The following is a 26,782-nucleotide window of genomic DNA, read 5'->3' on the forward strand; positions in this document are numbered from 1 at the left end:
GATTCCGAAAAGTTGCAGACTTTTCGGAGCCAATCACGCGGCTGGAAACCACGCGCGGCAAAAGTCTTGCGACGGCGCGCTTATGGACGAAGGGGCGGAGAGGATCAAGAGGCGGGGATGGCGCGGTCGCGTCTGATGCCCCTGTATATTGACCTGACAGGCTGGCGCCGCCCCTCATTGTCCTGCGGACATTTCTTCCCGTATAGAGAGGGGGAGAAAAACGCCGTCATCGCCCGCTTTCGCCAATCGCCAGAGAAAGCGCTGGCGCCATGTTCAGCCTCTTTCTCCCCGTTCGTTCACGGGGAGAAATGCCCGGCAGGGGAATGAGGGGCCGCGCTGACATCGACATTTATGATATATTTGAACCTGCATTGCATATCATCGGATGAGAAATCGATGCCCGCCGTCAACAACGAGGAAGCCCCAAAGCCCCGACAGGACCACGAGACGCCGCTTGAAACAGCGGCGCGGCTTCGGGCCGAATTCGGGGTCGAGCTTAGCAAACAGGCACCCGAACCGCTGCCACGCTCGGTTTACGACAAATTGTCTGCCGAAGTTTAACCAGGTTCTACGGTTAGGCTTACGGATCTGGAGACTGTTCCGTGACCGGCGGTGTGCCCTTCCGTCCAATATTGCGCCGGATCATGCCGAAATCGGCGCCGCCGGTGGCAAAGGCCGTGATGAAGTAGAGCAGAGCGCCGCCGGCCACGAGAGCCAGCAGCGTCGTTGCCTTGATCACCAGTGGCGAGCCGGGGCCGAGCCTGACGGCCAGCCAGTGCTCGGCGAAATAGAGCGCCACCGCCATCACCGCCGCCGACAGCACAAGACGCGGAATGCGCTTCAACAGCGGCACGTCGCGGCCCCAATGGCCACGTCGGATCAGCACCGCAAGCAGCATCACCGCGTTGACCCAGCCGGCGACGGCCGAGGCCACCGCAATGCCGGGCGCGCCCATTTTCGGGAACAGCGTCAGCGCGGTGATCACGTTCACGCCGACCGAGATGGCGGCGAACATCATCGGCGTGCGCGTGTCCTCGCGGGCGAAATAGCCGGGGGTGAAGGCCTTGATCAGCACGAAGGCCGGCAGGCCGAGGCCAAAGATCGCCAGGATCGCCGCCACCGTCGGCGTCGAGCCGGTGGCGGCGAAGGCGCCGCGCTCATAAACCAGCCGCACGATCGGCTCCGCCATTACCCAAAGGGCCGCCGCCGCCGGCAAGGTCATGAACAGCGTGAACTCGACCGAGCGGTTCTGCAGATTGGCCGCCTCGACCAGATTGCCCGATTTCAGCGCCCGCGACAGCTCCGGCAACAGCACGATGGCCACCGCGACGCCGACGACGCCGAGCGGCAGCTGGTAGATGCGGTCGGCGTAAGCAAGCGAGGACACGGCGCTGTCCTGCGCCGACGCGATCGCCGTGCCGATCAGCTGGTTGATCTGGGTGATGCCGCCGGTGATCGCCGCCGGCAGCGCCAGGATCAGCAGGCGCTTGACGTTGGGCGTCATCTTCGGCCGGCGAAAGCCGATGGCGATGCCGGCATTGCGCACCGCCACCCAGACGATGGCAAGCTGCACCAGCCCCGCCGCCAGCACGCCCCAGGACAGGCTGAAACCGACCTCACGGGCATCCATGCCGTGGTACCAGGCGTAGCCGAGCACGCTGATCAGGATGATGTTGAGGAAAGCCGGCGCCACGGCAGCCGCGAAATAGCGGCGCAGCGAATTCAGCATGCCGGCCATCATCGCTGCGAGCGACATGCAGATGAGATACGGGAACATGATCGTCGCCAGCAGGACGGTCGTCTCGAATTTGCCCGGCGTGTCGGCAAAGCCCGGCGCCACGAGATAGCGCACGATCAGCGGCATCGCCAATTCCATGACGATGGTCAGCGCCAGAAGTGCGGTGAACAGGACGCCGAACACTTCCTCCGAAAAGCGCTTGGCGCCGTCGGTGCCGTGGGTCTCGATCTCCTTGGCAAACAGCGGCACGAAGGCGGCGTTGAAAGCGCCTTCGGCAAACAGCCGGCGAAACGTGTTTGGAAACTGGAAGGCGGCGTTGAAGGCGTCCGCCACCGGCCCGGTGCCGAGTGCGGCAGCCATCAGCATCTCGCGGCCAAAGCCAAGGGCGCGGCTCATCAGCGTGCCGGACGCAACCGTGGCGAATTTCTTGACGAGGCTCATGCGCGGGGAGATTGCCTGGATGATTGGGACAAAGGGGATGATTGGGACAAAGGGGGTGATTGGGACAAAGTGATGGTCACTCGGCCGCCGCCTTGGCCTTGCCGCCGCGCTCTGGGACAACGCCTTCAAGCGCCGCGATCAGCCTGGCGTGGATGGTGGCGGTGCGTGCCGGGTTGTCGATCTTCTGCCCCGTAAGGTCGGTGACATAGAAAGTGTCGATCACCTTCTCGCCGAAGGTGGTGATGTGAGCCGAGGCGATGTCGAGCGAGAGGTCGGACAACGCACTGGTGATTTCCGACAACAGCCCAGGCCGGTCCAGTCCCTCGACCTCGATCACCGAAAACCGGTTCGACAGCGTGTTGCGGATTTCGGCGCGCGGCGGAATCTTGAACACCTTGGCGCCGCGCCGCGGTCGGGTGCGCTTCTCGATCATCTCCGGCAACCAGCTCTTGCCCGACAGCACGTCCTCGATCAGCCGCCCGACGCGCTCGGCGCGGCGGCGCTCGTCCTCGTCGCGATCGAATTCCCGTGAGATCAGGATGATGTCCAGCGCGCGGCCGTCGGACGTGGTGAAGATCTGCGCGTCGACGATGTTGCCGCCCGCTCCCGCACAGGCGCCGGCAATGACCGAAAGCAGGCGCGGATGATCCTGCGCCAGCACGGTGATCTCGGTCACCGCCTCGAATTGGTGCGTCCTGACCACGGTGGCGAGCTTCTTGCCTGCCGCGTCGGCTTCGCGGATGAATTCGGCATGGCGCAGCTGATCGGGGAGGTCGACCGTCAGCAGATAGTTCTCGTAATGCAGGCCGACATAGCGCTTGCGGGCCTTGTCCGGCCAATCGGCCAGCGCCTCGGCCAGCCGCTCGCGCGCCGCCGCCGTCCGCTTGGCGCGAGACACTTCCGAGAAGCCGCCGGTCAAAAGCAGTTCGGTCTCGTAGTAGAGCGTGCGCAGGAGCTGGCCCTTCCAGCCGTTCCACACGCCCGGCCCGACACCCCTGATGTCGCAGACGGTCAGGATCAACAGCATTTTCAGCCGCTCGACCGATTGCACGATCGAGGCGAAATCCTCGATCGTCTTGCGGTCGTTGAGGTCGCGCGTCTGCGCCGTCATCGACATCACCAGATGGTTCTCGACCAGCCAGGCGACGGTCTCGGTGTCGGCGGCCGACAGCCCCATATGCGGGCAGATGCGGCGTGCGATCCGGGCGCCGGCCTCTGAGTGATCCTCCGGCCGGCCCTTGGCGATGTCGTGCAGCAGCACCGCGACATAGAGCGCCTCGCGGCTCTTCTCTAGCCCCGGCATCAGCGTGTGCGAGAGCGGATGCACCTTTTCGCCGTCGCCGCGCTCGATCTCGGCCAAGACGCCGATACAGCGGATCAGGTGCTCGTCCACCGTATAGTGGTGGTACATGGAGAACTGCATCATGGCGACTATTCTGCCGAAATCGGGGATCAGCCTGCCGAGCAGGCCGGCCTCGTTCATGCGCCGCAAATTAAGCTCGGCATTGCGGTCCGAGGTCAGGATGTCGAGGAACAGCCGGTTGGCCTCCTCGTCGCGCCGCAGCGACTTGTTGACCAGACCGAGCGAGCGGGTGAGCAGCTTCAGCGCATCGGGGTGGAACTCCAGCCCGTGCTTGTCGGCGAACCAGAACAGCCTGAGCAGATTGACCGGGTCGCGCTCGAACACGCTGTCGTCGGCGACGTTGATGCGGTGATTGTCGACAATGAAATCCGACGTGCCGGCCAGCTTGCGCTTGCGGCGCTGGAAGGTGAGGAAGATGCGGTTGAAGCCGGGCACATGCTTGGCCTGCTCTTCCTCGAGCGCGGCGCAGAAGATGCGGGTGAGGTCGCCGACATCCTTGGCGACGAGGAAGTAGTGCTTCATGAAGCGCTCGACCGCCGACAGACCGGGATGGGTGGTGTAGCCGAGACGTTCGGCAATCTCGCGCTGGATATCGAAATGCAGCCGTTCCTCTGGCTTGCCGGTGAGGAAATGCATGTGGCAGCGCACCGCCCACAGGAAGTCTTCGGCCTTCTGGAATTCGCGGTACTCGGCCTCGGTGAAGACACCTTTCTCGACCAATTCCTCGCCGGTGCGCACGCGATAAAAATACTTGGCGATCCAGAACAGCGTCTGCAAATCGCGCAGGCCGCCCTTGCCGTCCTTGACGTTGGGCTCGACCAGATAGCGGCTTTCGCCGGCCTTGGCATGGCGATCGTCGCGTTCGGCGAGCTTGGCCTGCACATATTCCGGTCCGGTGGTGCGCACCACTTCATGGTCGAAGCGAGCGAGCAATTCGTCGAAGAGCTTCTGTTCGCCCCACAGGAACCGCGCTTCCAGGATCGTGGTGCGGATGGTGATATCGCTGCGCGACAGCCTGAGACACTCGTCGATGTTGCGGGTGGCGTGGCCAACCTTCAACCCGAGGTCCCACAGCATATAGAGCATATATTCGACGATCTGTTCGCCCCACGGCGTCTGCTTGTAGGGCAGCAGGAACAACAGGTCGATGTCGGAGCCCGGCGCCAGCGTGCCGCGGCCATAGCCGCCGACGGCAACGACCGCCATGCGCTCTGCGGTCGAGGGGCTTTTCACCCGGTAGACGTGGGTCGCGGCGAACTCGTAGAGGGCGCGGATGATCTCGTCCATCAGATGCGACAGCCGGGCGGCGCATGCCGTGCCGCTGCCATCGTCCATCAGCATGCGCTCGGCAACCTTGCGGCCCTCGGTCAGCCGATCCTTCAGCAGCCGGAGCGCACCGACGCGCGCGCCGGGCTCGGCGCCGCTGGCCGCCGAGATCAGCGCCGTCATGTCGCGGCGCAAAGCCTCGCTGTCGATCAGCGCGTCGAGCTTGAGGGAGATTTTTGCCATGGATTGCCGGTGGGCCTCGCCTTTGCGCGGCGTCTATAGCGCGTTTTCACGGCGCTGTGTATGGGGCGGACGGACGCGTCGGCCGCGATACCAGAAAGGGATGATCATCTCGCGCCGGAGCCGGAAGAGATCGGCGATCTGCCGCGTCAACCGCCTGGTCTCGATCCTTACCTTGGCGGTGATTGGCCTGGGGCGCCGTTTACCTATCCCGCTTGCCACCCATTCCTCTGTTCGCTCCTGCTTGAGCAGGCTTGGCAATCTCACCGGACTGTCGCCGAGGAATTGTGCCTGCAGGCACAATGCTGGGACGAGTTGGTAAATGACCTTGTCGGACGAGGTCGCAAAACGCGGATTGAAGATGAGGTGATCGACGGGAATGCTGATCTCATTCGTTGCCGCAAGAAGGTCCCGCGCGGCCTGTCTGGACAGGATGTATCCCGCCGTACCGATATGGAGCCCGTGCAGTCTGCTCGCAGAAAAACCGTGGCCGCAGGCGACTTGCCTGCGTGAAATGACGGTCCGGTTGAAGAACGTTTCAAGCTTGACGATGTCCGCATCGGCGGGAATCCAGCCCGCATCGGCAAGCAAAGCACCGGCTTTGTCCGGGAAAACGACATCGTCCTCGAAAATCGCCGCGTAAGCATCCTCACCTGTCGCGATCATCGACCAACACTGTTGGTGGCTGAGCAGGCATGCAATCTCGGCGTCGGCCAGACGCAAATGCTTCTTGCCCTGCGGCATTTCGGCCAGATCCGGCCGATCTCGCGCATCGATGGCGGCGACCCGCTCGAAGGCGGTGCCGATGCGCGCGAACTCCGCCGTTACATGGGCGAGGCGATCGCGGGACCGATCGAGATTGATAATCAGGCATTTCATTTGGGTGGGATCGATGCAGTGGGACGCGCGTCCATAGCATGGGAACAAAGTCGCGTAAGCGATTTTCCCTTTGATGTGCGCGATGACGGCCATGATCGAAAAGTCGAAATCGCCCCTTGACCTTCCAGTTACTGGAAGCACTACCTCCTCACCCAGACAGATATAAGGCATTTTTCGATGGCGCATTCCGAGCATCACCACCACGCGGCCGATGGCAGCTGTTGTGCGGCAAAGGCTGCTGAGCCGGCCGCCGAAGCCGTGGTGCGCGATCCGGTGTGCGGCATGAGCGTCGATCCGGCCGCGGGCAAGCCGACGGCCGAGCATGGCGGCCGTCTCTTTCACTTCTGCAGCGAGGGTTGCCGTACGAAATTCGTCGCCGGGCCCGAAAAATACCTGACCGCCACCGACCCCGTCTGTGGCATGAGTGTCGACCGCGCTACCGCCAGGCATTTTTTCCGCCACGAAGGCCAGGGTTTCTATTTCTGCTCGGCCGGCTGCCGGGCGAAGTTCGAGGCCGAGCCGCAAAACTATCTCGGCGATAGGCCGACGCCGTCGCCAGTGCCGAAAGGCACTCAATACACCTGCCCGATGCACCCCGAAGTGATAAGAGACAAGCCCGGCTCCTGCCCGATCTGCGGCATGGCGCTTGAGCCGATGGGCGTTCCCACTGGCGATGAGGGCCCGAACCCCGAACTGGTAGACTTCACCAGACGGTTCTGGGTCAGCGCGGTGCTGTCCCTGCCGCTGCTGATCGTTGCCATGGCGCCGATGCTCGGCCTGACGTTCCAGGCGTTTGTCGACGGGCGAACGATGGTCTGGCTGGAATTGGCGCTGGCCAGCCCGGTGGTGCTGTGGGCGGCCTTCCCCTTCTTCCACCGCGGCTGGGAGTCGCTGGTCAACCGCAGCCCCAACATGTGGACGCTGATTTCGCTGGGTGTGGGTGCGGCCTACCTCTACAGCGTCGTCGCCGCACTGTTTCCGGACATCTTTCCGCATCAGTTCCGCGGTCATGGCGGCACAGTGCCGGTCTATTTCGAGGCAGCCGCCGTTATCGTCGCGCTGGTATTCCTCGGTCAGGTCCTCGAATTGCGGGCGCGCGAGAAGACCGGCTCGGCCATCCGTGCGCTGCTCGACCTGGCGCCGAAGACGGCACGGCTGATCGGGGAGGACGGCTCCGACACCGACGTGCCGCTCGATGCGGTCAAGACCGGCGACCACCTGCGCCTCCGTCCGGGCGACGCCGTGCCGGTCGACGGCATTGTAACGGAAGGCCGTTCCTCCATCGACGAATCGATGATCTCGGGCGAGCCGCTGCCGGTCGAAAAAACGAAAGGCGATGCCTTGACCGGCGGCACGCTCAACAAGAACGGTTCGCTGATCATGCGCGCCGAAAAGGTCGGCTCCGAAACGACCCTTTCGCGCATCGTCGAGCTGGTCGCAAAGGCGCAGCGTTCGCGCGCGCCGATTCAAGGTCTGGCCGATCGCGTCTCCTTCTACTTCGTGCCGGCCGTCGTGCTGGTCGCGCTCGCGGCCTTTGCCGCCTGGGCGATCCTCGGTCCCGAACCCAGCTTGATCTTTGCCATCGTCTCGGCGGTCTCGGTGCTGATCATCGCCTGCCCCTGCGCGCTCGGCCTGGCGACGCCGATGTCGATCATGACCGCCACCGGGCGCGGGGCGCACGCGGGCGTGCTGATCAAGGACGCGGCCGCGCTCGAGCGCTTCGCTTCGGTCGACACGTTGATCGTCGACAAGACCGGCACCTTGACCGAAGGCAAGCCTCGCTTGACCGATGTCGTCGCTGCCGAAGGCCTGTCCGAGAATGAATTGCTGGCGCTCGCCGCCGGCCTGGAAAAAGGCTCGGAGCATCCGCTGGCCGAGGCCATTGTCGGCGGCGCCGACGTACGCGGCCTGACGCTCGTCGAGGCCAGCGGCTTCGACGCCGTCACCGGCAAGGGCGTATCCGGCACGGTGTCTGGCAGGAAGGTTTCGCTCGGCAACGCCGCCATGATGGCCGATGTCGGCATCGACACCGCTTCCCTGTCGGCCAGGGCCGAGGCGCTGCAGGCAGAAGGCAAGACGGCGATGTTCGTTGCGGTGGACAAAAAACTGGCCGGCATTGTCGCGGTCGCCGATCCGGTCAAGGCAACGACAGCCGAGGCGATCAGGGCGCTGCACGACAGAGGCTTGCGGATCATCATGGCGACCGGCGACAACGAGCGCACGGCGCGCGCCATCGCCAAAAGCCTTGGTATCGACGAGGTGCGCGCCGGCCTGCTGCCGGAACAAAAGGCAGCCCTTGTCGAGGAGTTGCGTGCGAAAGCCGGAATCGCCATGGCCGGCGACGGCGTCAACGATGCGCCGGCCCTGGCCAGCGCCGATGTCGGCATCGCCATGGGCACCGGCGCCGATGTCGCTGTCGAGAGCGCCGGCATTACGCTGGTCAAGGGCGATCTCAACGGCATCGTCAGGGCGCGAACGCTCGCGCAGGGGACGATCCGCAACATCCGCCAGAATCTGTTTTTCGCCTTCCTCTACAATGTGCTTGGCGTGCCGGTTGCTGCCGGCGTGCTCTATCCGCTCACCGGCACGCTTTTGTCGCCGATGCTGGCGGCGGCGGCCATGAGCCTGTCTTCGGTTTCGGTCGTCGCCAACGCATTGCGGCTGCGGACGTTGAAACTCTGAGCAAAGCCCCCAGATACGAATTTCAATCAACAGGAGATCACGGATGACCTTGGCTAAGAAAATCGTGCTTTTGATGATGGCGGCGGGAATGCTGCTTGCCGTTTTCCTCGAAAGCGTCCCGGCGCAATCCGAAGAGATGAAACACGACATGGGCGCTATGGGCGCGCGAGGTCCTTCGACCGACGGCTACAAGGCGGCGATGGACAAGATGCACACCGACATGATGATCGAATATTCCGGCAATGCCGATGTCGATTTCGTGCGCGGCATGATCCCGCATCATCGGGGCGCGATCGACATGGCCAAGGTGGAACTCGCCAATGGCAAGGATCCCGAAATCCGCAAGCTGGCCGAAGATGTCATCGCCGCGCAGGAAGCCGAGATCGCCAAGATGCAGGCCTGGCTCGCCGCCCATCCGGCGAAGTAAGGCAGCAACGGCCATGCCGGAGAGATCCATTCTGGATTTCTCTCCGTGGTTGTGATGCCATTCACATCGATTACACGGCGCCAGGAGCCCACATGCCATCGACGATAAGAGCCACCACGCTGCCTTCGGGCGAGGCCGTCCAGGTGCTGGGACAGGGCACATGGAAGATGGGCGAGGATTCCCGCCGCCGCGCCGGGGAGGTCAATGCCCTGAAGCTCGGGCTGGACCTCGGCATGACGTTGATCGACACCGCTGAAATGTATGCCAGCGGCGGCGCCGAGGAGGTGGTGGCGGAAGCCATTGCCGGGCGCCGCGACGAACTCTTTCTTGTCTCCAAGGTATTGCCGTCCAATGCCTCGCGCGCCGGCGTGGCGCGGGCCTGCGAAAACAGCTTGAAGCGCCTGCGCACCGACCGCATCGATCTCTATCTCCTGCATTGGCCGGGCAGTGTGCCTCTAGGCGAAACGGTCGACGCTTTCGAGGCGTTGAAGAAGGCCGGCAAGATCCGTCACTGGGGCGTCAGCAATTTCGACACCGACGAAATGGAGGAGCTGACCGGCCTGTCGTCTGGAGATCATGTCCAGACCAACCAGGTACTCTACAATCTGTCGCGGCGCGGCCCCGAATTCGATCTCGCACCGTGGAGCCGGCAGCGCGGCATCCCGCTGATGGCCTATTCGCCGGTCGAGCAGGGCGCGCTGGCGCGTAATCCCCGGCTGGAAACCGTTGCCGCCCGCCACAACGCAACGCCGGCACAGATCGCCTTGGCCTGGGTGATGGCGCAGCCCGGTGTCATCGCCATCCCGAAGGCGAGTAGCCAGGAGCATGTCCGCCAGAATTTTGCCGCGCTCGACATCGAGCTGACGGCCGAAGACCTCGCCGAACTCGACCGCGCCTTTCCACCGCCGACGCGCAAGCGCGGGCTGGAGATGATCTAGATTGGAACGGGTTTCGACCGGGTATCATCATACGGCGTATAGAGTCGGAGCCATGACGGTCACGTCGCTGCGCGACGGTTACGTCGACATGCCAATCAGGCGGCTGCGCCAGCCCGGAGACCGGACATTCGGTGACAACCTGCCCTCGCATGTACCGCTCGTCGACGGTGCGCTCAGGCTGTCGGTCAACGCCTTCGCCATCGATGACGGCGACGACATCACGCTGATCGACACAGGGGCTTCGAACGCCTGGCACCCGACAATGGGGCACCTGCCCGAGGCGCTGCGCGAGGCGAAGATCGCCACCGACCGGATTCGGACTGTTGCTTTCACCCACACCCATCTCGACCATATACACGGGCTCATCCTTGCCGATGGTGGCGACGGCTTCCCGCAGCTCTCTCGCTTGCTTGTCCCGCGCGCTGAGCTCGGCATGTTTCGCGACGTGGCGAGGCTGGAACGCTTCCACGATCGCGCCCAGCCTCTCGATGCTGGACAGCGCGTCAGCGCTGACATCGATACGATCGGCTCCGCTGGCCATGAAGCCGGCCACACTTGCTTTCGCGTTGTGAGCGCAGGCGAAACACTGTTGATCTGGGGCGACATCGTACATGTGCCGTCGCTTCAATTCGATCGACCCGAGATCACGTGGGAATTCGACGCAGACCAGCAGCAGGCGAGGGCAAGCCGGTTGCAAATGCTGGCGCTTGCGGCCAACAACGACTGCTACGTCGCCGGCGCGCATCTTGATTCGCCCGGCGTCGGCCGGGTTTTTCGAACCGAGACGGCTTTCCGCTTCGAGCCCTTGTAGCACTCTAGCCGAGCGCCGCCCGCGCCCGTCGCAACGCGCGCGAAAACACTGCGGTGTCGTCGAAGGCGCGCGCCAGCGTGAGCGCGCCCTGGATGGCGCCGACCGCTTCTTCGGCGAGTTCGTCCGCCCTGTCAGCGCTGTGCCCGCTTCGGGTCAGCGCTTCGGCAAGATGCGCCACCCAGCGGCCGAAATAGCTTTTGATCGCAATGGCGAAGAGGTCGCGGGATTCGTCCAGCGCGAAGGCGCCGATCAGGCACACCTGGCGGCCCGACCGGAAATAGCTCTCGGTCGCTTCGAACATCCGGTCGATGCCCGTACGAGGGTCGGCCCTGTCCTGCAACGGCACGAAGACATTCTCCTCGAACCAGCCATCTATATGGGCAATGACAGCCGCCGCCATCTCTTCCTTGCCGCCGGGGAAGAAGTGGTAAAGGCTGCCTTTGCCTAGGCCGGTCGCCGCACCGATCCGCGCCAGGCTCGCCCCTTCATAGCCGTGTTCGCGGAAAACCTCGCCGATGATGGAGAGCAAATCGGCGCGATCGGGCGCGATCCTGCGCATGCGCTAGTTTTTCCGCTTGAGCATGATCTTTGCCGAAAACCGCGACACAGCTCTAGGGATCATATTCTAAAGTCCGAGTTCGGACAGGCCGGGATGGTCGTCCGGCCGGCGGCCGAGCGGCCAGTGATATTTGCGCTCACCCTCGGCGATCGGCAGGTCGTTGATGCTGGCGACGCGCCTACGCATCAGCCCGGCCGCGTCGAATTCCCAATTCTCATTGCCGTAGGAGCGGAACCAGTGGCCACTGTCGTCGCGCCATTCATAGGCAAAGCGCACCGCGATGCGGTTGTCGTTCCAGGTCCAGACCTCCTTGATCAGGCGGTAGTCGAGCTCGCGAGCCCATTTGCGCGTGAGGAAGGAGACGATCTCATTTCTGCCCGAGACGAACTCGGCGCGGTTGCGCCAGGTGCTGTCCTGCGTATAGGCGAGCGAAACCCGTTCGGGATCGCGGCTGTTCCAGGCGTCTTCGGCAAGCCGAGCCTTCTGCGCGGCGGTCTCGGCGGTGAAGGGCGGCAGCGGCGGACGGCTCATATCATTCTCCCATCGGCAAAGGCGATGGCGAGCATTGTACCAATCGGTACAATTGGTCAAGGCCGAAATCGGGCTAGGTTTTCCCCGCCAGCCCCTTCAGCCGGTAGAGCGCTTCCAGCGCCTCGCGCGGCGTCATCTCGTCTGGATTGATCTCACCCAGCGCTGCGCCCAATGCGTCGCTCTTCGCAGGCTTTGCCGCTTCCCGCTTCATTGCCACCGAAAACAGCGGCAGATCGTCGACCAGCCGGTTGGCCTTGCCGGAGACATCGCCTTCCTCGAGCTGATGCAGCACCTCTTTGGCGCGGCCGACCACCGCTTCCGGCAGACCGGCAAGGCGAGCGACCTGAACGCCATAGGAGCGATCGGCGGCACCCTTGCCGACCTCGTGCAGGAAGACCACGTCGCCTTCCCATTCCTTGACCCGCATGGTGACGTTGGAAAGGCGCGGCAGCTTGCCGGACAGCGCCGTCATCTCGTGGAAATGGGTGGCAAAGATCGCCCGGCAGCGGTTCTTCTCGTGCAGGTACTCGACCGCCGCCCAGGCGATCGACAGGCCATCGAAAGTGGCGGTGCCGCGGCCGATTTCGTCGAGGATCACCAGCGCCCGCTCACCGGCCTGGTTGAGGATCGCCGCCGTCTCGACCATCTCGACCATAAAGGTGGAGCGGCCACGCGCCAGATCGTCCGAGGCGCCGACGCGCGAGAACAACCGGTCGACGACGCCGATATGGGCCGATGTCGCCGGCACGAAGGAACCGGTTTGGGCGAGGATGGCGATCAGTGCGTTTTGCCGCAGGAAGGTCGACTTACCGCCCATATTCGGACCGGTGAGCAGCCAGATCGCGCCGGCCTTGGCCCCGTCTTGCGGCGACAGATCGCAATCATTGGCGACGAACGGCCCTTCGCCCGAGCGCCGCAGCGCCTGTTCCACCACCGGATGGCGTCCGCCCGAGATATCGAAGGCGAGGCTGGAATCGACCAGCGGCCGGCACCAGGCTTCACTCTCCGACAACAGCGCGAGCGCCGCCGACACGTCAAGTACGGCAAGCGCATCGGCGCCGGCGCGAATTTTTTGCGCCTCGGCGACCGCCTCTGTCGTCAGCGTGTCGAAAGCGGCAAGCTCGATGCTCAGCGCCCGGTCGGCGGCATTGGCGATTTTGGTCTCGAGTTCGGCAAGTTCGGTCGTGGTGAAACGCATGGCGTTGGCCATGGTCTGGCGGTGGATGAAGCGCGCCTTGGCGCCGTCGCTTCCGGTCATGATTGAATGGTGGTTGGCCGTCACCTCGATGTAATAGCCCAGCACATTGTTGTGGCGGATTTTCAGCGAGCGGATGCCGGTCTCCTCGATCAGCGAGCGCTCCAGTCCGGCGATCACCTTGCGCGATTCGTCGCGCAGCGCCCGCATTTCGTCGAGCTCGGCATGGTAGCCGCCGCGCACGAAGCCGCCGTCGCGCCTGAGCAGCGGCAGTTCCTCGCCAAGAGCCTGGGCCAGATGCTTGGCCAGCGCACGCGGCAGCGCCTTTATCGCGGCAAGTGCTTCCGTCAATTCATGGGGCAGCGCTGTTGCGGCGAAGATTTCGGCAATGGCGCCCGCCGCTTCAAAGCCGGCACGCAGCGCGCCGAGGTCGCGCGGGCCGCCGCGGTTGAGCGCCAACCGCGACAGCGCTCGCGGCATGTCGGCGACGCTCTTCAGGCTTGACCGCACCGCCTGGCAGAGCCGCGTCTCGGCGCGGAAGAACGATACCGAATCAAGCCGGGCGGCAATCGCCGCCGGATCGGTCAGCGGCGCCATCAGCCGGTCGGCGAGCAGCCTGGCGCCGCCGCCGGTGACCGTGCGGTCTATAGCCTTGAACAGCGAGCCGTCGCGGCTGCCCGACAGCGTGCGCAACAGTTCCAGATTGCCGCGTGTCGCAGGATCGATGAACAGCGTCGAGCCCTGCTCCTCGCGTTCGGGACGCGACAAAGGCGGCCGCTCGGCCTTCTGCGTCTTTTCGACGTAGGCGATGGCGCCCGAGATCGCCGACAATTCGGCGCGCGAGAAGGCACCGAAACTGTCAGGCGTCGCCACTTCGAAGAAGCGCGCGATCCGCCCCGCTGCCGAAGCCGAATCGAAAAGCGACGGCGGCTGCGGGCTGGCGACGCGGCCGATGACGTCGAACACCGGCTTCAGCTCGGGATCGTAAAACACCGGCTCGGTGACGATCAGCTCGCGCGGGTCGACGCGGAAGACATCGGCCAGCAGGCGGTCGGCCGTGGTTTCGGCGACGCGGAAGACGCCGGTCGAGATCTCGATCCAGGCCATGGCGAAGGCGTCACCGCTGTTGCCGCCCTTCACCCGCCCTAGCGCCATCAGGAAGCTCGATTCCGACGGCGCCAGCAATTTATCCTCGGTGATGGTGCCGGGCGTCACCAGCCGCACGACGTCGCGGCGCACCACCGATTTGCCGCCGCGCTTCCTGGCTTCCGCCGGGTCCTCGATCTGCTCGCAGACGGCAACGCGAAAACCTTGGCCGATCAGCTTTTGCAGATATTCGTCGGCCGCATGCACCGGCACGCCGCACATCGGAATGTCGTTACCCTGGTGCTTGCCGCGCTTGGTCAGGACGATGCCCAGCGCCTTGCTCGCCTTTTCGGCGTCGTCGAAGAACAGCTCGTAGAAATCGCCCATGCGGTAGAACAGCAGAGAATCCGGGTTCGCCGCCTTGATCTCGATATATTGCTCCATCATCGGCGTGACGCTGCCGACGGGCGCAGGCGGTGTCACCTCGGGGGCGTCGGTTTCTGCTGAAGTGTGCATGTTCATGCCCGCACGCTAGCAGATGTGGGTGCGGGGTTTAATGCCGGCGGCCCGAAAAGCAGGGGACGACCGGCCTCGACGGCGGCTTGTGCTCCCTCTACGCCGGGTGAAGCCGTTGGTTGCTTCGGGCGCCAACCAGACCCTATGATCGCCATGGCGGGGATAAGCGGCATGGATCAGGACAAACAGGAGGCGTTCGAAGAGCTGGTCGGTCCGGCTGGATCGGCGCTTGAGCGCCTGCTGCTGTTGGCGGCGCGGCGCGTCCACCGCACCAAAAGCAAGCTTAGGGGGACAGTGCGCAAGCGCGTCCCCTTCCTCCTGCCGACACGGGGACCGCTGTCCGATCTCGATAGCGGCATCGAGATGTCGCTGCATGTGCTCAGCCGCGACCCGCTGGTGCTCTATGTCCCGATTGGCGGAGCCCGTCCGCTCTATCCGCTGGCGGCCCTTGGCCGGCGCCTGGCGGGACGGCGCGTCACCTTCCTGACGATGCAGACCTGGACCATGGAGCGGCCGGCTGTCATCGCCCGGATGGGCCGCGATCTCGCCTGGTATGCCGGCCGGTTTCCGCTGCACGAAATCATCTTCCTGTGCAACACCGAGGAAGAGCGCCGTCTCGTCGCGGCTGCGGGCGGCAATGCCATCTTCTCCAACCACAATCTGATGGTGTCGGAGGATATATTCCGGCCGCTGCCGGACGTGCCGGTCGAATTCGACGCGGTCTACAATGGCCGCATCTCGCCGATCAAACGCCATCACCTGGCCTTCGACATAGAGCGGCTGGCCCACATCACCTATTCGATCGGCGAATTGCCGCCGGTTGCCGCCCGCGCCTTTGTTCGGCGACTGCAGGCGCGTTCGCCGCTCCACCAGATCGCCAATCCGCTCGTCGACGGCTGGCCGGGCAAGCTGACGGCGCAACAGGTCAACCGCGTCTACAACCAGGCCGCCGTCGGGCTGTGCCTGTCGGCCGTGGAAGGAGCGATGTACTCCTCGATGGAATATCTGATGGCCGGCCTGCCGATCGTCAGTACGCCGAGCCTTGGCGGTCGCGACGTCTATTTCGATCCGGATTATTGCATCGTCGCCGATCCGGAACCGGCTGCCATTCGCCGCGCCGTCGAGACGCTGCGAGATCGTGCCATACCGCGTCAGCACATCCGCCGCCGCACGCTGGAGAAGGTTCACGCCCAGCGCATCGAACTCATGGCGTTCCTGACTGCATTGCTGCGGCGCAAGGGAAGCCGTGCGCCACCCATCGAGACGTGGCCTTTCCCCGGCACAGACGGCATGATGCGACGGGGAACGGTGCGCGAAATCGCTGCCTTCGTCAGCGAGCCAGAGCCGACGTGACGCCGTTCGACTTCGGGAGATTTCGCTGCGGGCGTGAAGATTGCTTGGCGGTTTACAGCGGTGGCGTGTAGCCTTGATTCAGAAGTTTCAAAAACACACACCCGTCTCAAGGGTGCGGCACCGGCGAGGAAATCAAAAGCATCATGGCCAAGAAAACCGAAAACAGCGGCCCCTCCGTCAGCGCCGAGGAGGCGCTGGAATTCCACGCCATGGGCCGCCCCGGCAAGCTGGAGATCGTCGCCACCAAGCCGATGGCGACGCAGCGCGATCTGAGCCTCGCCTATTCGCCGGGTGTCGCGGTTCCTGTGCTGGCCATTGCCGAAGACCCCAGCCGCGCTTTCGACTACACGACGCGCGGCAACATGGTCGCCGTCATATCCAACGGCACCGCCATTCTCGGCCTCGGCAATCTCGGCGCGCTGGCCTCCAAGCCGGTTATGGAAGGCAAGGCGGTGCTGTTCAAGCGTTTCGCCGATGTCGACTCCATCGACCTCGAAGTCGACACCGAGGATGCCGACGAGTTCATCAATTGCGTGCGCTTTCTTGGGCCGTCTTTCGGCGGCATCAACCTGGAAGACATCAAGGCGCCGGAATGCTTCATCATCGAGCAGCGCCTGCGTGAATTGATGGACATCCCGGTCTTCCATGACGACCAGCACGGCACCGCCATCATCTCGGCCGCCGGGCTGATCAACGCGCTGGAGATCACCGGCCGCGACATGAAGACCACGAAAATGGTCTGCAACGGCGCCGGCGCCGCCGGTATCGCCTGCATCGAACTGATGAAGGCGATGGGCTTTGCCCCCGAGAACATCATCCTGTGCGACACCAAGGGCGTCGTCTACCAGGGCCGCACCGAAGGCATGAACCAGTGGAAGTCGGCGCATGCGGTCAAGACCGACACGCGCAGCCTGGCCGAGGCGCTGGACGGCGCCGACGTCTTCCTCGGCCTGTCGGCCAAGGGCGCATTGACCACCAAGATGGTGCAGTCGATGGCCAAGAACCCGATCATCTTCGCCATGGCCAATCCCGACCCGGAGATCACGCCGGAGGAAGTGGCCGAAATCCGCACCGACGCCATCATGGCCACCGGGCGTTCCGACTACCCCAACCAGGTCAACAATGTGCTGGGCTTCCCCTACATCTTCCGCGGTGCGCTGGATGTCAGGGCCACCACCATCAATGACCACATGAAGATCGCCGCAGCGAGAGCGCTGGCCGACCTGGCGCGCAAGGACGTGCCCGACGATGTCGCCGCCGCCTATCAGGGCAACCGGCCGAAATTCGGCCCGAACTACATCATCCCGGTGCCGTTCGATCCGCGCCTGATCTCGGCCATCCCGCTCGCGGTGGCCAAAGCGGCGATGGAGTCAGGCGTCGCCCGCAAGCCTATCCTCGACCTCGACCGCTACGCGCAGGAGCTGTCGGCCCGCCGCGACCCGATCGCCTCGACCTTGCAGCGCATCTACGATCGCGTCCGCCGCCAGCCCAAGCGCATCGTCTTTGCCGAGGGCGAGGAAGAACAGGTGATGCGCGCCGCCGTCTCCTATGTGAACCAGAAGCTCGGCACCGCGATCCTGCTCGGCCGCGACGATGTCATCAAGGAAAACGCCAGGCACGCCGGCATCGACCTCAACAAGCAAGGCATCGAGATCATCAATGCCAGGCTGTCGCGCCGCAACGGCATCTATACCGATTATCTCTACGAGCGCATGCAGCGCAAAGGCTTCCTGTTCCGCGACTGCCAGCGGCTGATCAACAACGACCGCAACCATTTCGCTGCCTGCATGGTGGCGCTGGGCGATGCCGACGGCATCGTCACCGGCGTCACCCGCAACTATTCCACGGCGCTTGACGATATCCGCCGCGTCATCGACGCCAAGCCCGGCCACCGCGTCATCGGTGTCTCGATCGTGCTCGCGCGGGGCAAAACGGTCCTCGTCGCCGACACCGCCGTGCACGATATGCCCAATGCCGAGCAGATCGCCGACATCGCCGAAGAGGCGGCGGGATTTGCCCGCCGCATGGGCTACGAGCCGAGGCTCGCCATGCTTGCCTATTCGACCTTCGGCCACCCGCAGGGCGAACGCTCCGAGCGGGTGCAGGAAGCGGTGCGTATCCTCGACAAGCGCCGCGTCGATTTCGAATATGACGGCGAGATGGCCGCCGACGTTGCGTTGAACGCCCGCGCCATGGCCCAGTATCCGTTCATCCGGCTGACCGGCCCGGCCAACGTGCTGATCATGCCGGCGTTCCACTCGGCCTCGATCTCGACCAAGATGCTGCAGGAACTCGGCGGCTCCACCGTCATCGGCCCGCTGCTGGTCGGCTTGAACAAACCGGTCCAGATCGTCTCGCTCAACGCCAAGGATTCGGACATCGTCAACATGGCTGCGATCGCGGCCTATAGCGCGGGAGCCTGATTGGCGGCAAAATCGCCAACGCATAAGAGATTGATAATATTCGGCTGCTATAGGGAACGTTCTCGCCCCCTATGGCCTTATGGCATTGGCGGCGCGCTCAGACCGCCAAAACGGGGGTGCGGCCATGAAGCATGACACGGCATCTGTGGTCGGCCAGGGGGTCTATCACGACGAGCGCCTGGATGCGCTGCTGAGCATCACCGGCCGCATGGACGGTTATCTCTACCGTTGCCGCAACGATGCGTCCTACACCATGCTCTACATCAGCGACGGCATTTTAACCGTCAGCGGTTATCGGCCGAGCGACTTCATTCAAAATGCCGTGCGCGACTATGTCTCGGCGATCCACCCGGATGATCTCGCTGCGGTCTATGCCGCCGTCGATACCGCGCTCGAGGCGCGCTGCAACTGGAACGTCGACTACCGCATCGTGCCACAGGTCGGCGAGCCGCTCTGGGTGCGCGAGATCGGCGGCGGCGTCTGGGACGAGGCCGGCGAACTCGAATTCCTCGAAGGTTTCGTCGTCGACATCAGCGACCGCAAGGTCGTCGAGGATCTCAACGCCGAGCTGCTGCTCGAACTCAAGGCCGCCAATGAGGAACTCTCCGTACAAAAGCGCGAGATCGAGCTGGCCAAGCAGCAGAGCGATCATTCGGCCAACCACGATGCATTGACCGGCCTGCCCAACCGGCGCGCCTTTCACAACGAGCTGAGGTCGGTGATCGACCGCTGCGACAGCACCGGCCAGGCGGCCGGCCTGCTGTTCATCGACCTCGATAGGTTCAAGAAGGTCAACGACACGCTCGGCCACGAGGCCGGCGACGCGCTGCTGCAGGAGGTGGCGGGTCAGCTTCGCACCATCCTGCGCAGCGCTGATTTCGTGGCGCGGCTCGGTGGAGACGAGTTCGCATTCCTGTTTTCAGGAGAGGCTAGCCGGGCCCGACAGAAGGCCGTGGGCGTCGCCGAACGTATCTTGGAAAAGCTGCGGATCAAGGTGCCGACGCCGAATGGTGCCATCCATGTTGGTTGCACCGTTGGCGTCGCCATCTACCCGGCGGAAGCGTCCGATTCGGAGGCGCTGATAACGCTCGCCGACCGACTGATGTACATCGGCAAAAAGAGCGGCCGCAACCGGCTGGTCACCGCCGGGGCTTTGGAACCCGGGCCTACGTCCGACGACCTTCGCCGCACCGCCTGAGCGGAGCGCCGGACAGCCTGAACCGGCGGGCACCCCTCATCTGGCTCGGCGCTGCGCGCCGAAAGACGGCCCTACAGCAACCCCGCCAGTTGGGCAGCGCTGCGCAGATTCTGCCGTGGCCGCGGTCCGAGCTGCTGGATCACCAGCCCGGCGGCCAGCGAGCCGAGATCGCCGCAATCCTTCAGGCTGCGCCCCGAGGTGTAGCCGTAGAGGAAACCGGCGGCGTAGAGGTCGCCGGCGCCGGTGGTGTCGACCAGTTCGCGGATCGTCGTCGCCTGAATGGTGACGGTCTCGTCGCCACGCACGATCACCGAGCCTTTTTCGGAGCGGGTGACGGCGGCGATCTTGCAGTCTTTGCGGATAGCCGCCAGCGCCTCGTCGAAGGATTTTGTCTGGTAGAGCGACTTGATCTCGTGGCTGTTGGCAAAGACGATGTCGACAGTGCCCGAGCGCATCAGCTCGAGGAACTCGTCCCGGTAGCGGTCGACGCAGAACGAATCAGACAACGTCATCGACACTTCGCGCCCAGCCTCGTGTGCGAGCTTCGCCGTCTGCCGGATCGCCTCCTTGGCGCGCGGCGGATCCCACAGATAGCCCTCGAAATAGGTAACCTTGGCGCCGGACGCCTTGTCGGCCTCGACGTCTTCCGGGCCGAGTTCGACGCAGGCGCCGAGATAGGTGTTCATCGAACGCTCGCCATCGGGGGTGACGAATATCATCGAGCGCGCCGTCGGCGGCTGTCCCTCAAGCGGCCTGGTGTCGAAGGCGACGCCCTGGGCATGGATGTCATGGGCGTAGATCTCGCCGAGCGGGTCGTTCGATACCTTGCCGAAGAATGCGGCGCGGCCGCCGAAGCTGGCGACGCCCGCCGCCGTGTTGCCGGCGCTGCCGCCCGAGGCCTCGATCGCCGGCCCCATGCGGCTGTAGAGCAGCTCGGCGCGCTTGGTGTCGATGAGGTTCATCGCACCCTTGATGATGCCGTTGGTCTCGAGAAAAGCGTCGTCGCACTGGGCGATGATGTCGACAATGGCATTGCCGATGCAAAGCACGTCAAAATCCGGCATCAATGTCTCCGCCTCGGAACCTGCCGGCTTTCTGCCGCGCCCGGGCGGGTCTACAGCATCACCCCGAAAAATGGCAACCGATTTCCACCCTTTGCCGGCCCAGGCCGGCGCGCGCGCCTGGGACGAGGCTCCATCACAGTTCGACCGTGGCCGAAGCATCTGACCGCCGGGTCGCCTACAAGCTTGGCCTCAGATCAAGCGCTGGAAGCACCCTGCATGCAAGCAAAGACCGACATGGCCACCGAACTGGCGCTGCTTGGCGTGCTGGCCGCCCTGTGGGGCGCGTCCTATACCTTCATCAAGATCGGTGTCGAGACGATCCCGCCGATAACCTTCATCGCTGCTCGCACCCTGATCGCCGGCGCCATCCTGCTCGCGCTGATCCGCTGGCGCGGCCTTTCCATGCCCAAGGACGGCGCGACCTTGTGGCGGTTCATGGTCCAGGCCTGCCTCAACAGCGTCGTGCCGTTCACGCTGATCGCCGCCGCCGAGCGCTCCATCGACGCCGGTCTGGCCACCATTCTCAACGCGACCTCGCCGATCTTCACCTTCCTGCTGACCGCGCTTATCACCCGCCATGAATCCGTGACCGCACGCAAGCTGTTCGGTGTCGGTGCCGGCATTGCCGGCATTTGCCTGATCGTCGGCACCCAGGCGCTTGGCGGGCTCGGCCATCAATTGTGGGCGCAGCTTGCCGTCATTGCCGCCACGGTCTGCTATGCCGGCGCCGCCATTTTCGGCCGCAGCTTTAGGGGACTCGACCCGATGCTGCCGGCCGCCGGCTCGATGCTGTGCGGCGCGGTCATCCTCGTCCCCTTGAGCCTGGCCTTCGACCGCCCGTGGACGCTGTCGCCTTCAATGGCGTCGATACTGGCCTTGTTGGCATTGTCGGTGTTCTCCACGGCGCTGGCCTTCTGCATCTTTTTCCGCCTCATCCACACGCTTGGTTCGGTCGGCACGACGTCGCAGGCCTATCTGCGCGTGCCGATCGGCGTCGGCATCGGCGTCCTGTTCCTCGGTGAAAGCCTTGGGCCGACAGCTTTCTGGGGCATGGGCTGCGTCGTCGCCGGCGTTGCGGCAATGACCATCCCCGCCCGCTCCCGGGCGCTGGCGCGCTAGATCATGATGAGATTTGGTTGAAATCTCATCATGATCTAACCCTTTGTTGGAGCATGATCTTTTCCAAAAACCGGTACCCACTTTTTGGGATCATGCTCTAGTTCCCGTCCGGAATTGCGCCCGCTCCAGCAGGCTTGCGGCTGACAGGGTCTCCGCCTATGTCGGAGATATCCGTTTGTTCCTGGGGGTGGAAACGCCGTGATCTCCAACGCTGCCCGCGCCGCCTTCAGCCGGCTGTTTTCTCCCGAATTCCGCGCGGTTTTCCTGAAGACGCTGGGCTTGACCGTCCTGGCGCTGGTCGCCTTGTGGTTCGTCTTGACCGGGCTTGTCGATTGGCTGGCCCTGCCATGGGTTCACTCCTTGCTGCCCGGCCTGCCGTCCTGGGCCGGATGGCTGAGCGGCATCATCGCTGCCATCGCGCTTGCCTTCGGGATGGCGCTGCTGATCGCGCCGGTGACGGCAATCGTGGCCGGCCTGTTTCTCGACGACATCGCCGAAGTGGTCGAGCGCACCGACTATCCGGCCGATCCCGTCGGACGCGCCATGCCGGCGCTGCGCTCGCTCGTGTTGTCGGTGAAATTCTTCGGCGTCGTCATCCTGGGCAACATCGTCGCCTTGCTCCTTCTGTTGGTTCCGGGCGTCAACATCGCCGCCTTCTTCATCGTCAACGGCTATCTGCTCGGACGTGAATTCTTCGAATTCGCCGCCATGCGCTTCCGCCCGGAAGATGAGGCGAGGGCGTTGCGCCGGAAATATGCCGGCACCGTCTTTCTGGCCGGGCTGCTCATCGCTGCCTTCCTCGCCGTGCCCCTGCTCAACCTGCTGACGCCGCTCTTTGCCGCCGCCATGATGGTGCATCTGCACAAGGCGGTCGGCGCGCGGGAGAGCGCCGGGCGATAGGCCTATCAACGCAGAAGAAAACCGCGTCCCAATTCGTCATCCGGCTCGACGGTGAATTCCGCCCGGCCCGAATAGTAGGCGCGGCCGCCGACGCGGGCGATGATCGCATCATGCGGGCCGGCCATGGTCGTGCGCGCCACCGCTCCGGAAAAGCGCGAGCCGGCGATGCTTTCGAAGGACCGCTCCTGACCAGGGTTGATCTCACCCTTGGCATGCATTGCCGCCAGCCGCGCGGTGACGCCGGAGCCGGTCGGCGAGCGGTCGACCTCGGCATCGGCAAAGACGCAGATGTTTTTTGTTGCCTCGCCGGAGAACGCATCGTGTCCATCGGTGAGGATGGTGCCGTAGAGGAAAGCGAGATCGGCATGGTCGGGATGCGATAGAGGGAACGCCGCCTTCAGCCGCTCGGTCAGCGCGGTTGCCGCGTCGACGAAATCGCGCACCCGGCTGCGGCCGAACTCCAGGCCGAATTGATGGCAGTCGGCCAGCGCGTAGAAGGCGCCGCCATAGGCGATGTCGAACGCAATCTTGCCGTATCCCCCCAATTCGATTTGTTGGTCATGGGCAAACAGAAAGGCCGGCACGCTTTCGAACGACACCGATCCCGCTTTGCCGTCCTTGACCTCCACCGAAGCGACGACCAAGCCGCACGGCGCCTCGATGTTGACCATGGTGATTGGCTCCTGTTTCGCCGCCAGGCCTTCGTCGACGGCGTAGCGGCCAAGCGCAATGATGGCGTGGCCGCACATCGTCGAATAGCCCTCGTTGTGCATGAACAGCACGGCCAGCTCGGCGCCGGGCAGGTCGGGCTCCACCAGCAGCGCGCCATACATGTCGTAGTGACCACGCGGCTCGAAGACCAGCAGCTTGCGCAAATGGTCGAGGTGGTCGCGCACATAGGCGCGCTTTTCCAGGATCGTGCCTTTGGGAATGTCTGGATAGCCGCCGGTGACGATCCTGAGCGGCTCGCCGCCGGTGTGCATGTCGACGACGGTGAGCGTCATGCGCCGGGACCCCCTAGCCTGAGGATTTGGAAAACAGCGCCTGCAATTTGCCGAACGGGATGGCGGCCCGGGTGAAGCCGAACGTGCCGTCCTGCTGGATCTCGCGCGCCGCGGTTTCCAGCATGCCGAAGGCGAAATTGGTCAGCCACGGACCGAGCGAGATGCGCTTGACCCCGGCCATGGCAAGGTCGGCGATGGTGAAGGCCGGGAGTGCCATGACATTGACCGGCCTGCTCACCGCCGAGCAGATGTTCCGGATGGTCTCGACATCTTTGAGGCCGGGCGCATAGAGCACATCGGCGCCGGCCTTTTCGAAGGCCTGCAGCCGCTTGATCGTGTCGTCGAGATCCGGTTTGCCCCAAAGGAAATTCTCGGCCCGTGCGGTGAAGACGAAATCATGCTTGAGCGCCCGTGCGGCCTCAGCAGCAGCTGCAACGCGCTCGACGGCGTGTGAAAACTCATAGATGGGCTTGTCGGGATCGCCGGTATGGTCCTCGATCGAGCAGCCGGCGAGACCTGCCGCTTCGGCCGCAAAAACCGTCTCGGCGGCACTCGTCGCGCTGTCGCCCTTGCCTTTCTCGAGATCGGCCGACACCGGCAGGCTGGTCGCCGCCGTCAGCTCGCGGCAATGGTGGATCATCGCCTCGAAGGTCACTGCGCCATCGGGCAGGCCGCGCGAGAAGGCAAAACCGGCGCTGGTCGTCGCCAGCGCCTTGAAGCCGAAGGAGGCCAGGAGCTTGGTCGTGCCGACATCCCAGGGGTTGGGCATGACGAAGGTCGAGGCGTGCAGGTCGCGAAAGATCTTGCCCTTGTCCATGAGTGCTCCCTTCAGATGCGGAATATCGGCAGATTCTATCGTGCAGAAATGCACCGGGCAAACGAATGCGGTTGGCTCAGAAGCGTTTGGCGTTCTCTCCTGCCAATCTGTCCAGCGCGTCGGAATCCCTGACGTAGTGCAACGTCTTCTTGTCCCAATGATAGGTAACGGAAATTGCGTGGGCTTCAGGCTTGGGCGGCTGGCCGTCGCAGCTCTCGCCGTTGAGCACCGTGGCGTCGGTCACCGTCACTTTGACTGCGGCATAAGGCTGCCCGTCAGCGATCGTCTGGAAAGCAACGTCCTGCTTGCGGCTGTAGGCGCACAGGTTCTCATCGAAGGTGAAGATCATGTCGATCAGTTGGAATTTGTCGTCGCGCACCATGATCAGCGGCGTGATCGCGTAATTTTGGCTTGAATTGAAATGCGCGCTCATGGTGATCACGATGTCGTCGTTCGGCCCAACGGAAAGCTTGCCCGGTTCACGGAAATAGGTGCCGCGGTCGAGCGCAACATTGACGGCGTCGAGCAGCTTCGGCTTGTCTGTGATGTCGTAGAGCGCCAGCACGGCATAGCCTTCGGCGCTGTCGGGAGAGTCGCCGAGGTCGTAGAGCATCGCCAGCCGGTCCTTGCCCCCGGCCTTGATGGTGAGCACGCCGGCGTTGGAGAGGCCCGATGTCTCAGGCGGCGAACCGCCGTCATCCGGCCCCTCGATGTGGCGCATCTCGATCGGCAATCCACCCCGGTAGAAACCGTTGCTGTCACCTGCCAGGCCGGGAATGACCATCCTTGCGAGGTCCAGATAGGTCACATCCATGTGGCCGGGGATGGCGCTGCCGAATTCCGGGAAGCTGACGGCTTGCGCGCCGGCTGCGGTCCAAAGCCACGGCAGCAGCACAAGCGCTAGAGCAATTTCAGGAAAAGTGTGTGCGGTTTTCCGGCCGGAAATTGCGACAAAACAAAAAGATAGAGCGGTTCGCCGTTTCCATGAAACGGTGAAACGCTTTAGGATGGAGCGAAGCAGGTTCGTTGGCATGGGTGCCTCAGGCTGGCCGCGCGGAACCTAACACAGCTTCAGTGGATCGGCACCAGCCCGGCAAGTTCGCGCATGTCGTCGAACAGGACGCCGCCAGCGCCGGCCAGGCCATCGCGGTCGGAATAGGGATCGCCATGATAGGAATAGACACGCATGCCGGCGGCAATGCCGGCCTGCGTGCCGGCAACGCTGTCCTCGATGACGATGCAGTCGGCGGGCGCAAAGCCCATGGTCTTTGCCGCATGCAGGAACAGGTCCGGGAACGGCTTGCCGCGGCCGACCATGGTCGAAGAGAACATGGCGTGCTCGAACAAAGGCAGCAGCCCGGTCTGGCCGAGCGTGATGTGCATCTTCGAGATACGCGCGGAAGTGGCGACGCAATAGGGAATGCCGGCCGCGCGAACCGCCTCGATGAAGTCGCGCACATAGGGGATCGCCTCGACGCCATGCGCAAACAGTTCGGGCAGGCCGGCATTCCAGCGATCGACGAAATCGGCGCCGAGCCGCACCGTGGTCGTCTCTTCGATTTCCTTCTGCACCGAAGCCATGCTGCGGCCGGAAAAATATTTGCGGCAATATTCGAATGTGGTGGGATAACCGGCGGCAACAAACCACTCGGCAAGCCGCCGGTTGGCAAGGTTCTCGGTGTCGACCAGGATGCCGTCGCAGTCGAAGATGACCAGTTTCGGTATGCTCATTTCAGGCGGTGCCGGTCGATCCGAACCCGCCCGCGCCGCGCGTCGTGGCGCCGGCCAGCGAGCGCTCCTCAACCGTCACCTGCGTCACCGCGGCAAAGACGATCTGGGCAATGCGCATGCCGCGCGTCACCGCGAAATCCTCGTCGCCAAGGTTGATCAGCAGCACCTTGACCTCGCCGCGATAGTCGCTGTCGACCGTGCCCGGTGAATTGAGGACGGTCAGCCCATGCTTGAAGGCAAGGCCGGAGCGCGGCCGCACCTGGCCTTCCATTCCTTCGGGAATTTCCAGGATCAGACCGGTCGGCACCAAGGCGCGCTTGCCAGGCAGGATCAGCAGCGGCCGGTCTTCCGGCACCGCGGCGCGCAGATCCATGCCGGCGGCGCCGGTGCTTTCATAGGCGGGAAGGGGAAGTCCATCTCCATGCGGCAACCTGACGAAGCCGACAGTGGGACCAATGACGGAGGAATTTTGGAAGGCTGCGCGCATAAAATCGATCCTAT

The 26,782-nt window shown here is 64.0% G+C and carries 21 protein-coding genes; 9 read left to right on the forward strand and 12 right to left on the reverse strand.

The window, feature by feature from the left end; all coding sequences use genetic code 11:
* Positions 1-580 precede the first annotated feature (580 nt).
* The 3 genes from murJ to ACYG9V_RS07525 form a co-directional block, all read right to left on the reverse strand.
* Positions 581-2,179 (reverse strand): murein biosynthesis integral membrane protein MurJ, encoded by a 1,599-nt coding sequence (gene murJ / locus ACYG9V_RS07515; RefSeq protein ID WP_023692661.1) that lies wholly within the window; start codon positions 2,177-2,179, stop codon positions 581-583.
* 76 nt (positions 2,180-2,255) lie between these two features.
* A complete protein-coding gene (locus tag ACYG9V_RS07520; RefSeq protein ID WP_352763991.1) occupies positions 2,256-5,051 on the reverse strand; it encodes a [protein-PII] uridylyltransferase in 2,796 nt (931 codons plus the stop codon).
* A gap of 33 nt (positions 5,052-5,084) precedes the next feature.
* On the reverse strand, positions 5,085-6,122 hold the full coding sequence (locus ACYG9V_RS07525; RefSeq protein ID WP_352710300.1) for a glycosyltransferase family 25 protein: 1,038 nt from the start codon (positions 6,120-6,122) through the stop codon (positions 5,085-5,087).
* Here ACYG9V_RS07525 and ACYG9V_RS07530 point away from each other — a divergent pair.
* The 4 genes from ACYG9V_RS07530 to ACYG9V_RS07545 all read left to right on the forward strand — a co-directional run bounded on the left by ACYG9V_RS07530 (position 6,105) and on the right by ACYG9V_RS07545 (position 10,785).
* Positions 6,105-8,609: a heavy metal translocating P-type ATPase gene (locus ACYG9V_RS07530; RefSeq protein ID WP_352763992.1), complete on the forward strand. Its 2,505-nt coding sequence runs from the start codon at positions 6,105-6,107 to the stop codon at positions 8,607-8,609. The genes ACYG9V_RS07525 and ACYG9V_RS07530 overlap by 18 nt on opposite strands.
* A 43-nt stretch (positions 8,610-8,652) precedes the next feature.
* On the forward strand, positions 8,653-9,036 hold the full coding sequence (gene copM, locus ACYG9V_RS07535; protein WP_023698946.1) for a CopM family metallochaperone: 384 nt from the start codon (positions 8,653-8,655) through the stop codon (positions 9,034-9,036).
* Between the two features lie 92 nt (positions 9,037-9,128).
* On the forward strand, positions 9,129-9,974 hold the full coding sequence (locus tag ACYG9V_RS07540; protein ID WP_023698947.1) for an aldo/keto reductase: 846 nt from the start codon (positions 9,129-9,131) through the stop codon (positions 9,972-9,974).
* A 52-nt stretch (positions 9,975-10,026) separates the two neighbouring features.
* Positions 10,027-10,785, forward strand: a complete 759-nt coding sequence (locus ACYG9V_RS07545) for an MBL fold metallo-hydrolase (RefSeq protein WP_023698948.1) — start codon at positions 10,027-10,029, stop codon at positions 10,783-10,785.
* 4 nt (positions 10,786-10,789) lie between these two features.
* Here the strand turns inward: ACYG9V_RS07545 and ACYG9V_RS07550 are convergent, their stop codons facing one another.
* The 3 genes from ACYG9V_RS07550 to mutS form a co-directional block, all read right to left on the reverse strand.
* On the reverse strand, positions 10,790-11,344 hold the full coding sequence (locus ACYG9V_RS07550; protein ID WP_352763994.1) for a TetR/AcrR family transcriptional regulator: 555 nt from the start codon (positions 11,342-11,344) through the stop codon (positions 10,790-10,792).
* A 66-nt stretch (positions 11,345-11,410) separates the two neighbouring features.
* Positions 11,411-11,875, reverse strand: a complete 465-nt coding sequence (locus ACYG9V_RS07555) for a nuclear transport factor 2 family protein (protein ID WP_023729603.1) — start codon at positions 11,873-11,875, stop codon at positions 11,411-11,413.
* 73 nt (positions 11,876-11,948) lie between these two features.
* Complete coding sequence (mutS, locus tag ACYG9V_RS07560) at positions 11,949-14,678, reverse strand: DNA mismatch repair protein MutS (protein ID WP_352763995.1); 2,730 nt, start codon at positions 14,676-14,678, stop codon at positions 11,949-11,951.
* Positions 14,679-14,843: 165 nt separating this feature from the next.
* Here mutS and ACYG9V_RS07565 point away from each other — a divergent pair, with 165 nt between their 5' ends.
* The 3 genes from ACYG9V_RS07565 (at position 14,844) to ACYG9V_RS07575 (ending at position 19,646) form a co-directional block, all read left to right on the forward strand.
* Positions 14,844-16,025 (forward strand): glycosyltransferase family protein, encoded by a 1,182-nt coding sequence (locus ACYG9V_RS07565; RefSeq protein ID WP_032891613.1) that lies wholly within the window; start codon positions 14,844-14,846, stop codon positions 16,023-16,025.
* A 143-nt stretch (positions 16,026-16,168) separates the two neighbouring features.
* A complete protein-coding gene (locus ACYG9V_RS07570; RefSeq protein WP_352763997.1) occupies positions 16,169-18,448 on the forward strand; it encodes an NADP-dependent malic enzyme in 2,280 nt (759 codons plus the stop codon).
* Positions 18,449-18,572: 124 nt separating this feature from the next.
* The gene (locus tag ACYG9V_RS07575) at positions 18,573-19,646 is read left to right on the forward strand and encodes a sensor domain-containing diguanylate cyclase (protein ID WP_023729598.1); all 1,074 of its coding nucleotides are present in this window, start codon (positions 18,573-18,575) and stop codon (positions 19,644-19,646) included.
* Positions 19,647-19,717: 71 nt separating this feature from the next.
* Here ACYG9V_RS07575 and ACYG9V_RS07580 read toward each other — a convergent pair whose 3' ends face one another.
* The gene (locus ACYG9V_RS07580; RefSeq protein WP_023692653.1) at positions 19,718-20,710 is read right to left on the reverse strand and encodes an adenosine kinase; all 993 of its coding nucleotides are present in this window, start codon (positions 20,708-20,710) and stop codon (positions 19,718-19,720) included.
* 216 nt (positions 20,711-20,926) lie between these two features.
* On the opposite strand from ACYG9V_RS07580, the gene ACYG9V_RS07585 reads away from it, so the two are divergent.
* Both ACYG9V_RS07585 and ACYG9V_RS07590 read left to right on the forward strand, forming a co-directional pair.
* Positions 20,927-21,829, forward strand: coding sequence for a DMT family transporter (locus ACYG9V_RS07585; RefSeq protein ID WP_352763998.1), 903 nt, complete (start codon positions 20,927-20,929; stop codon positions 21,827-21,829).
* 198 nt (positions 21,830-22,027) lie between these two features.
* Positions 22,028-22,729 (forward strand): sulfate transporter family protein, encoded by a 702-nt coding sequence (locus ACYG9V_RS07590; protein WP_023672874.1) that lies wholly within the window; start codon positions 22,028-22,030, stop codon positions 22,727-22,729.
* Positions 22,730-22,734: 5 nt separating this feature from the next.
* Here ACYG9V_RS07590 and ACYG9V_RS07595 read toward each other — a convergent pair whose 3' ends face one another.
* From ACYG9V_RS07595 to dut, 5 genes are all read right to left on the reverse strand, one after another.
* Positions 22,735-23,733, reverse strand: coding sequence for a proline racemase family protein (locus ACYG9V_RS07595; RefSeq protein ID WP_352763999.1), 999 nt, complete (start codon positions 23,731-23,733; stop codon positions 22,735-22,737).
* Between the two features lie 13 nt (positions 23,734-23,746).
* Positions 23,747-24,550 (reverse strand): isocitrate lyase/PEP mutase family protein, encoded by an 804-nt coding sequence (locus ACYG9V_RS07600; protein WP_023732504.1) that lies wholly within the window; start codon positions 24,548-24,550, stop codon positions 23,747-23,749.
* A 76-nt stretch (positions 24,551-24,626) separates the two neighbouring features.
* Positions 24,627-25,445, reverse strand: coding sequence for a hypothetical protein (locus ACYG9V_RS07605; RefSeq protein ID WP_352764001.1), 819 nt, complete (start codon positions 25,443-25,445; stop codon positions 24,627-24,629).
* 176 nt (positions 25,446-25,621) lie between these two features.
* On the reverse strand, positions 25,622-26,281 hold the full coding sequence (locus ACYG9V_RS07610; RefSeq protein ID WP_352764003.1) for an HAD family hydrolase: 660 nt from the start codon (positions 26,279-26,281) through the stop codon (positions 25,622-25,624).
* Position 26,282: 1 nt separating this feature from the next.
* Positions 26,283-26,768: a dUTP diphosphatase gene (gene dut, locus ACYG9V_RS07615; protein ID WP_023672879.1), complete on the reverse strand. Its 486-nt coding sequence runs from the start codon at positions 26,766-26,768 to the stop codon at positions 26,283-26,285.
* Positions 26,769-26,782: the final 14 nt, after the last annotated feature.

Source organism: Mesorhizobium sp. W016, assembly GCF_054719485.1.

Excerpts from the sequence above, each read along its gene's own strand:
- ACYG9V_RS07550 (WP_352763994.1), bottom strand. The coding sequence starts at position 11,344 with ATGCGCAGGATCGCGCCCGATCGCGCCGATTTGCTCTCCATCATCGGC.
- mutS (WP_352763995.1), bottom strand. The coding sequence starts at position 14,678 with ATGAACATGCACACTTCAGCAGAAACCGACGCCCCCGAGGTGACACCG.
- ACYG9V_RS07525 (WP_352710300.1), bottom strand. The coding sequence starts at position 6,122 with ATGCTCGGAATGCGCCATCGAAAAATGCCTTATATCTGTCTGGGTGAG.
- ACYG9V_RS07545 (WP_023698948.1), top strand. The coding sequence starts at position 10,027 with ATGACGGTCACGTCGCTGCGCGACGGTTACGTCGACATGCCAATCAGG.
- ACYG9V_RS07585 (WP_352763998.1), top strand. The coding sequence starts at position 20,927 with ATGCAAGCAAAGACCGACATGGCCACCGAACTGGCGCTGCTTGGCGTG.
- ACYG9V_RS07570 (WP_352763997.1), top strand. The coding sequence starts at position 16,169 with ATGGCCAAGAAAACCGAAAACAGCGGCCCCTCCGTCAGCGCCGAGGAG.
- ACYG9V_RS07565 (WP_032891613.1), top strand. The coding sequence starts at position 14,844 with ATGGATCAGGACAAACAGGAGGCGTTCGAAGAGCTGGTCGGTCCGGCT.
- ACYG9V_RS07610 (WP_352764003.1), bottom strand. The coding sequence starts at position 26,281 with ATGAGCATACCGAAACTGGTCATCTTCGACTGCGACGGCATCCTGGTC.
- ACYG9V_RS07555 (WP_023729603.1), bottom strand. The coding sequence starts at position 11,875 with ATGAGCCGTCCGCCGCTGCCGCCCTTCACCGCCGAGACCGCCGCGCAG.
- ACYG9V_RS07530 (WP_352763992.1), top strand. The coding sequence starts at position 6,105 with ATGGCGCATTCCGAGCATCACCACCACGCGGCCGATGGCAGCTGTTGT.
- ACYG9V_RS07540 (WP_023698947.1), top strand. The coding sequence starts at position 9,129 with ATGCCATCGACGATAAGAGCCACCACGCTGCCTTCGGGCGAGGCCGTC.
- ACYG9V_RS07600 (WP_023732504.1), bottom strand. The coding sequence starts at position 24,550 with ATGGACAAGGGCAAGATCTTTCGCGACCTGCACGCCTCGACCTTCGTC.
- ACYG9V_RS07580 (WP_023692653.1), bottom strand. The coding sequence starts at position 20,710 with ATGCCGGATTTTGACGTGCTTTGCATCGGCAATGCCATTGTCGACATC.
- ACYG9V_RS07575 (WP_023729598.1), top strand. The coding sequence starts at position 18,573 with ATGAAGCATGACACGGCATCTGTGGTCGGCCAGGGGGTCTATCACGAC.
- murJ (WP_023692661.1), bottom strand. The coding sequence starts at position 2,179 with ATGAGCCTCGTCAAGAAATTCGCCACGGTTGCGTCCGGCACGCTGATG.
- dut (WP_023672879.1), bottom strand. The coding sequence starts at position 26,768 with ATGCGCGCAGCCTTCCAAAATTCCTCCGTCATTGGTCCCACTGTCGGC.
- ACYG9V_RS07595 (WP_352763999.1), bottom strand. The coding sequence starts at position 23,733 with ATGACGCTCACCGTCGTCGACATGCACACCGGCGGCGAGCCGCTCAGG.
- ACYG9V_RS07520 (WP_352763991.1), bottom strand. The coding sequence starts at position 5,051 with ATGGCAAAAATCTCCCTCAAGCTCGACGCGCTGATCGACAGCGAGGCT.
- copM (WP_023698946.1), top strand. The coding sequence starts at position 8,653 with ATGACCTTGGCTAAGAAAATCGTGCTTTTGATGATGGCGGCGGGAATG.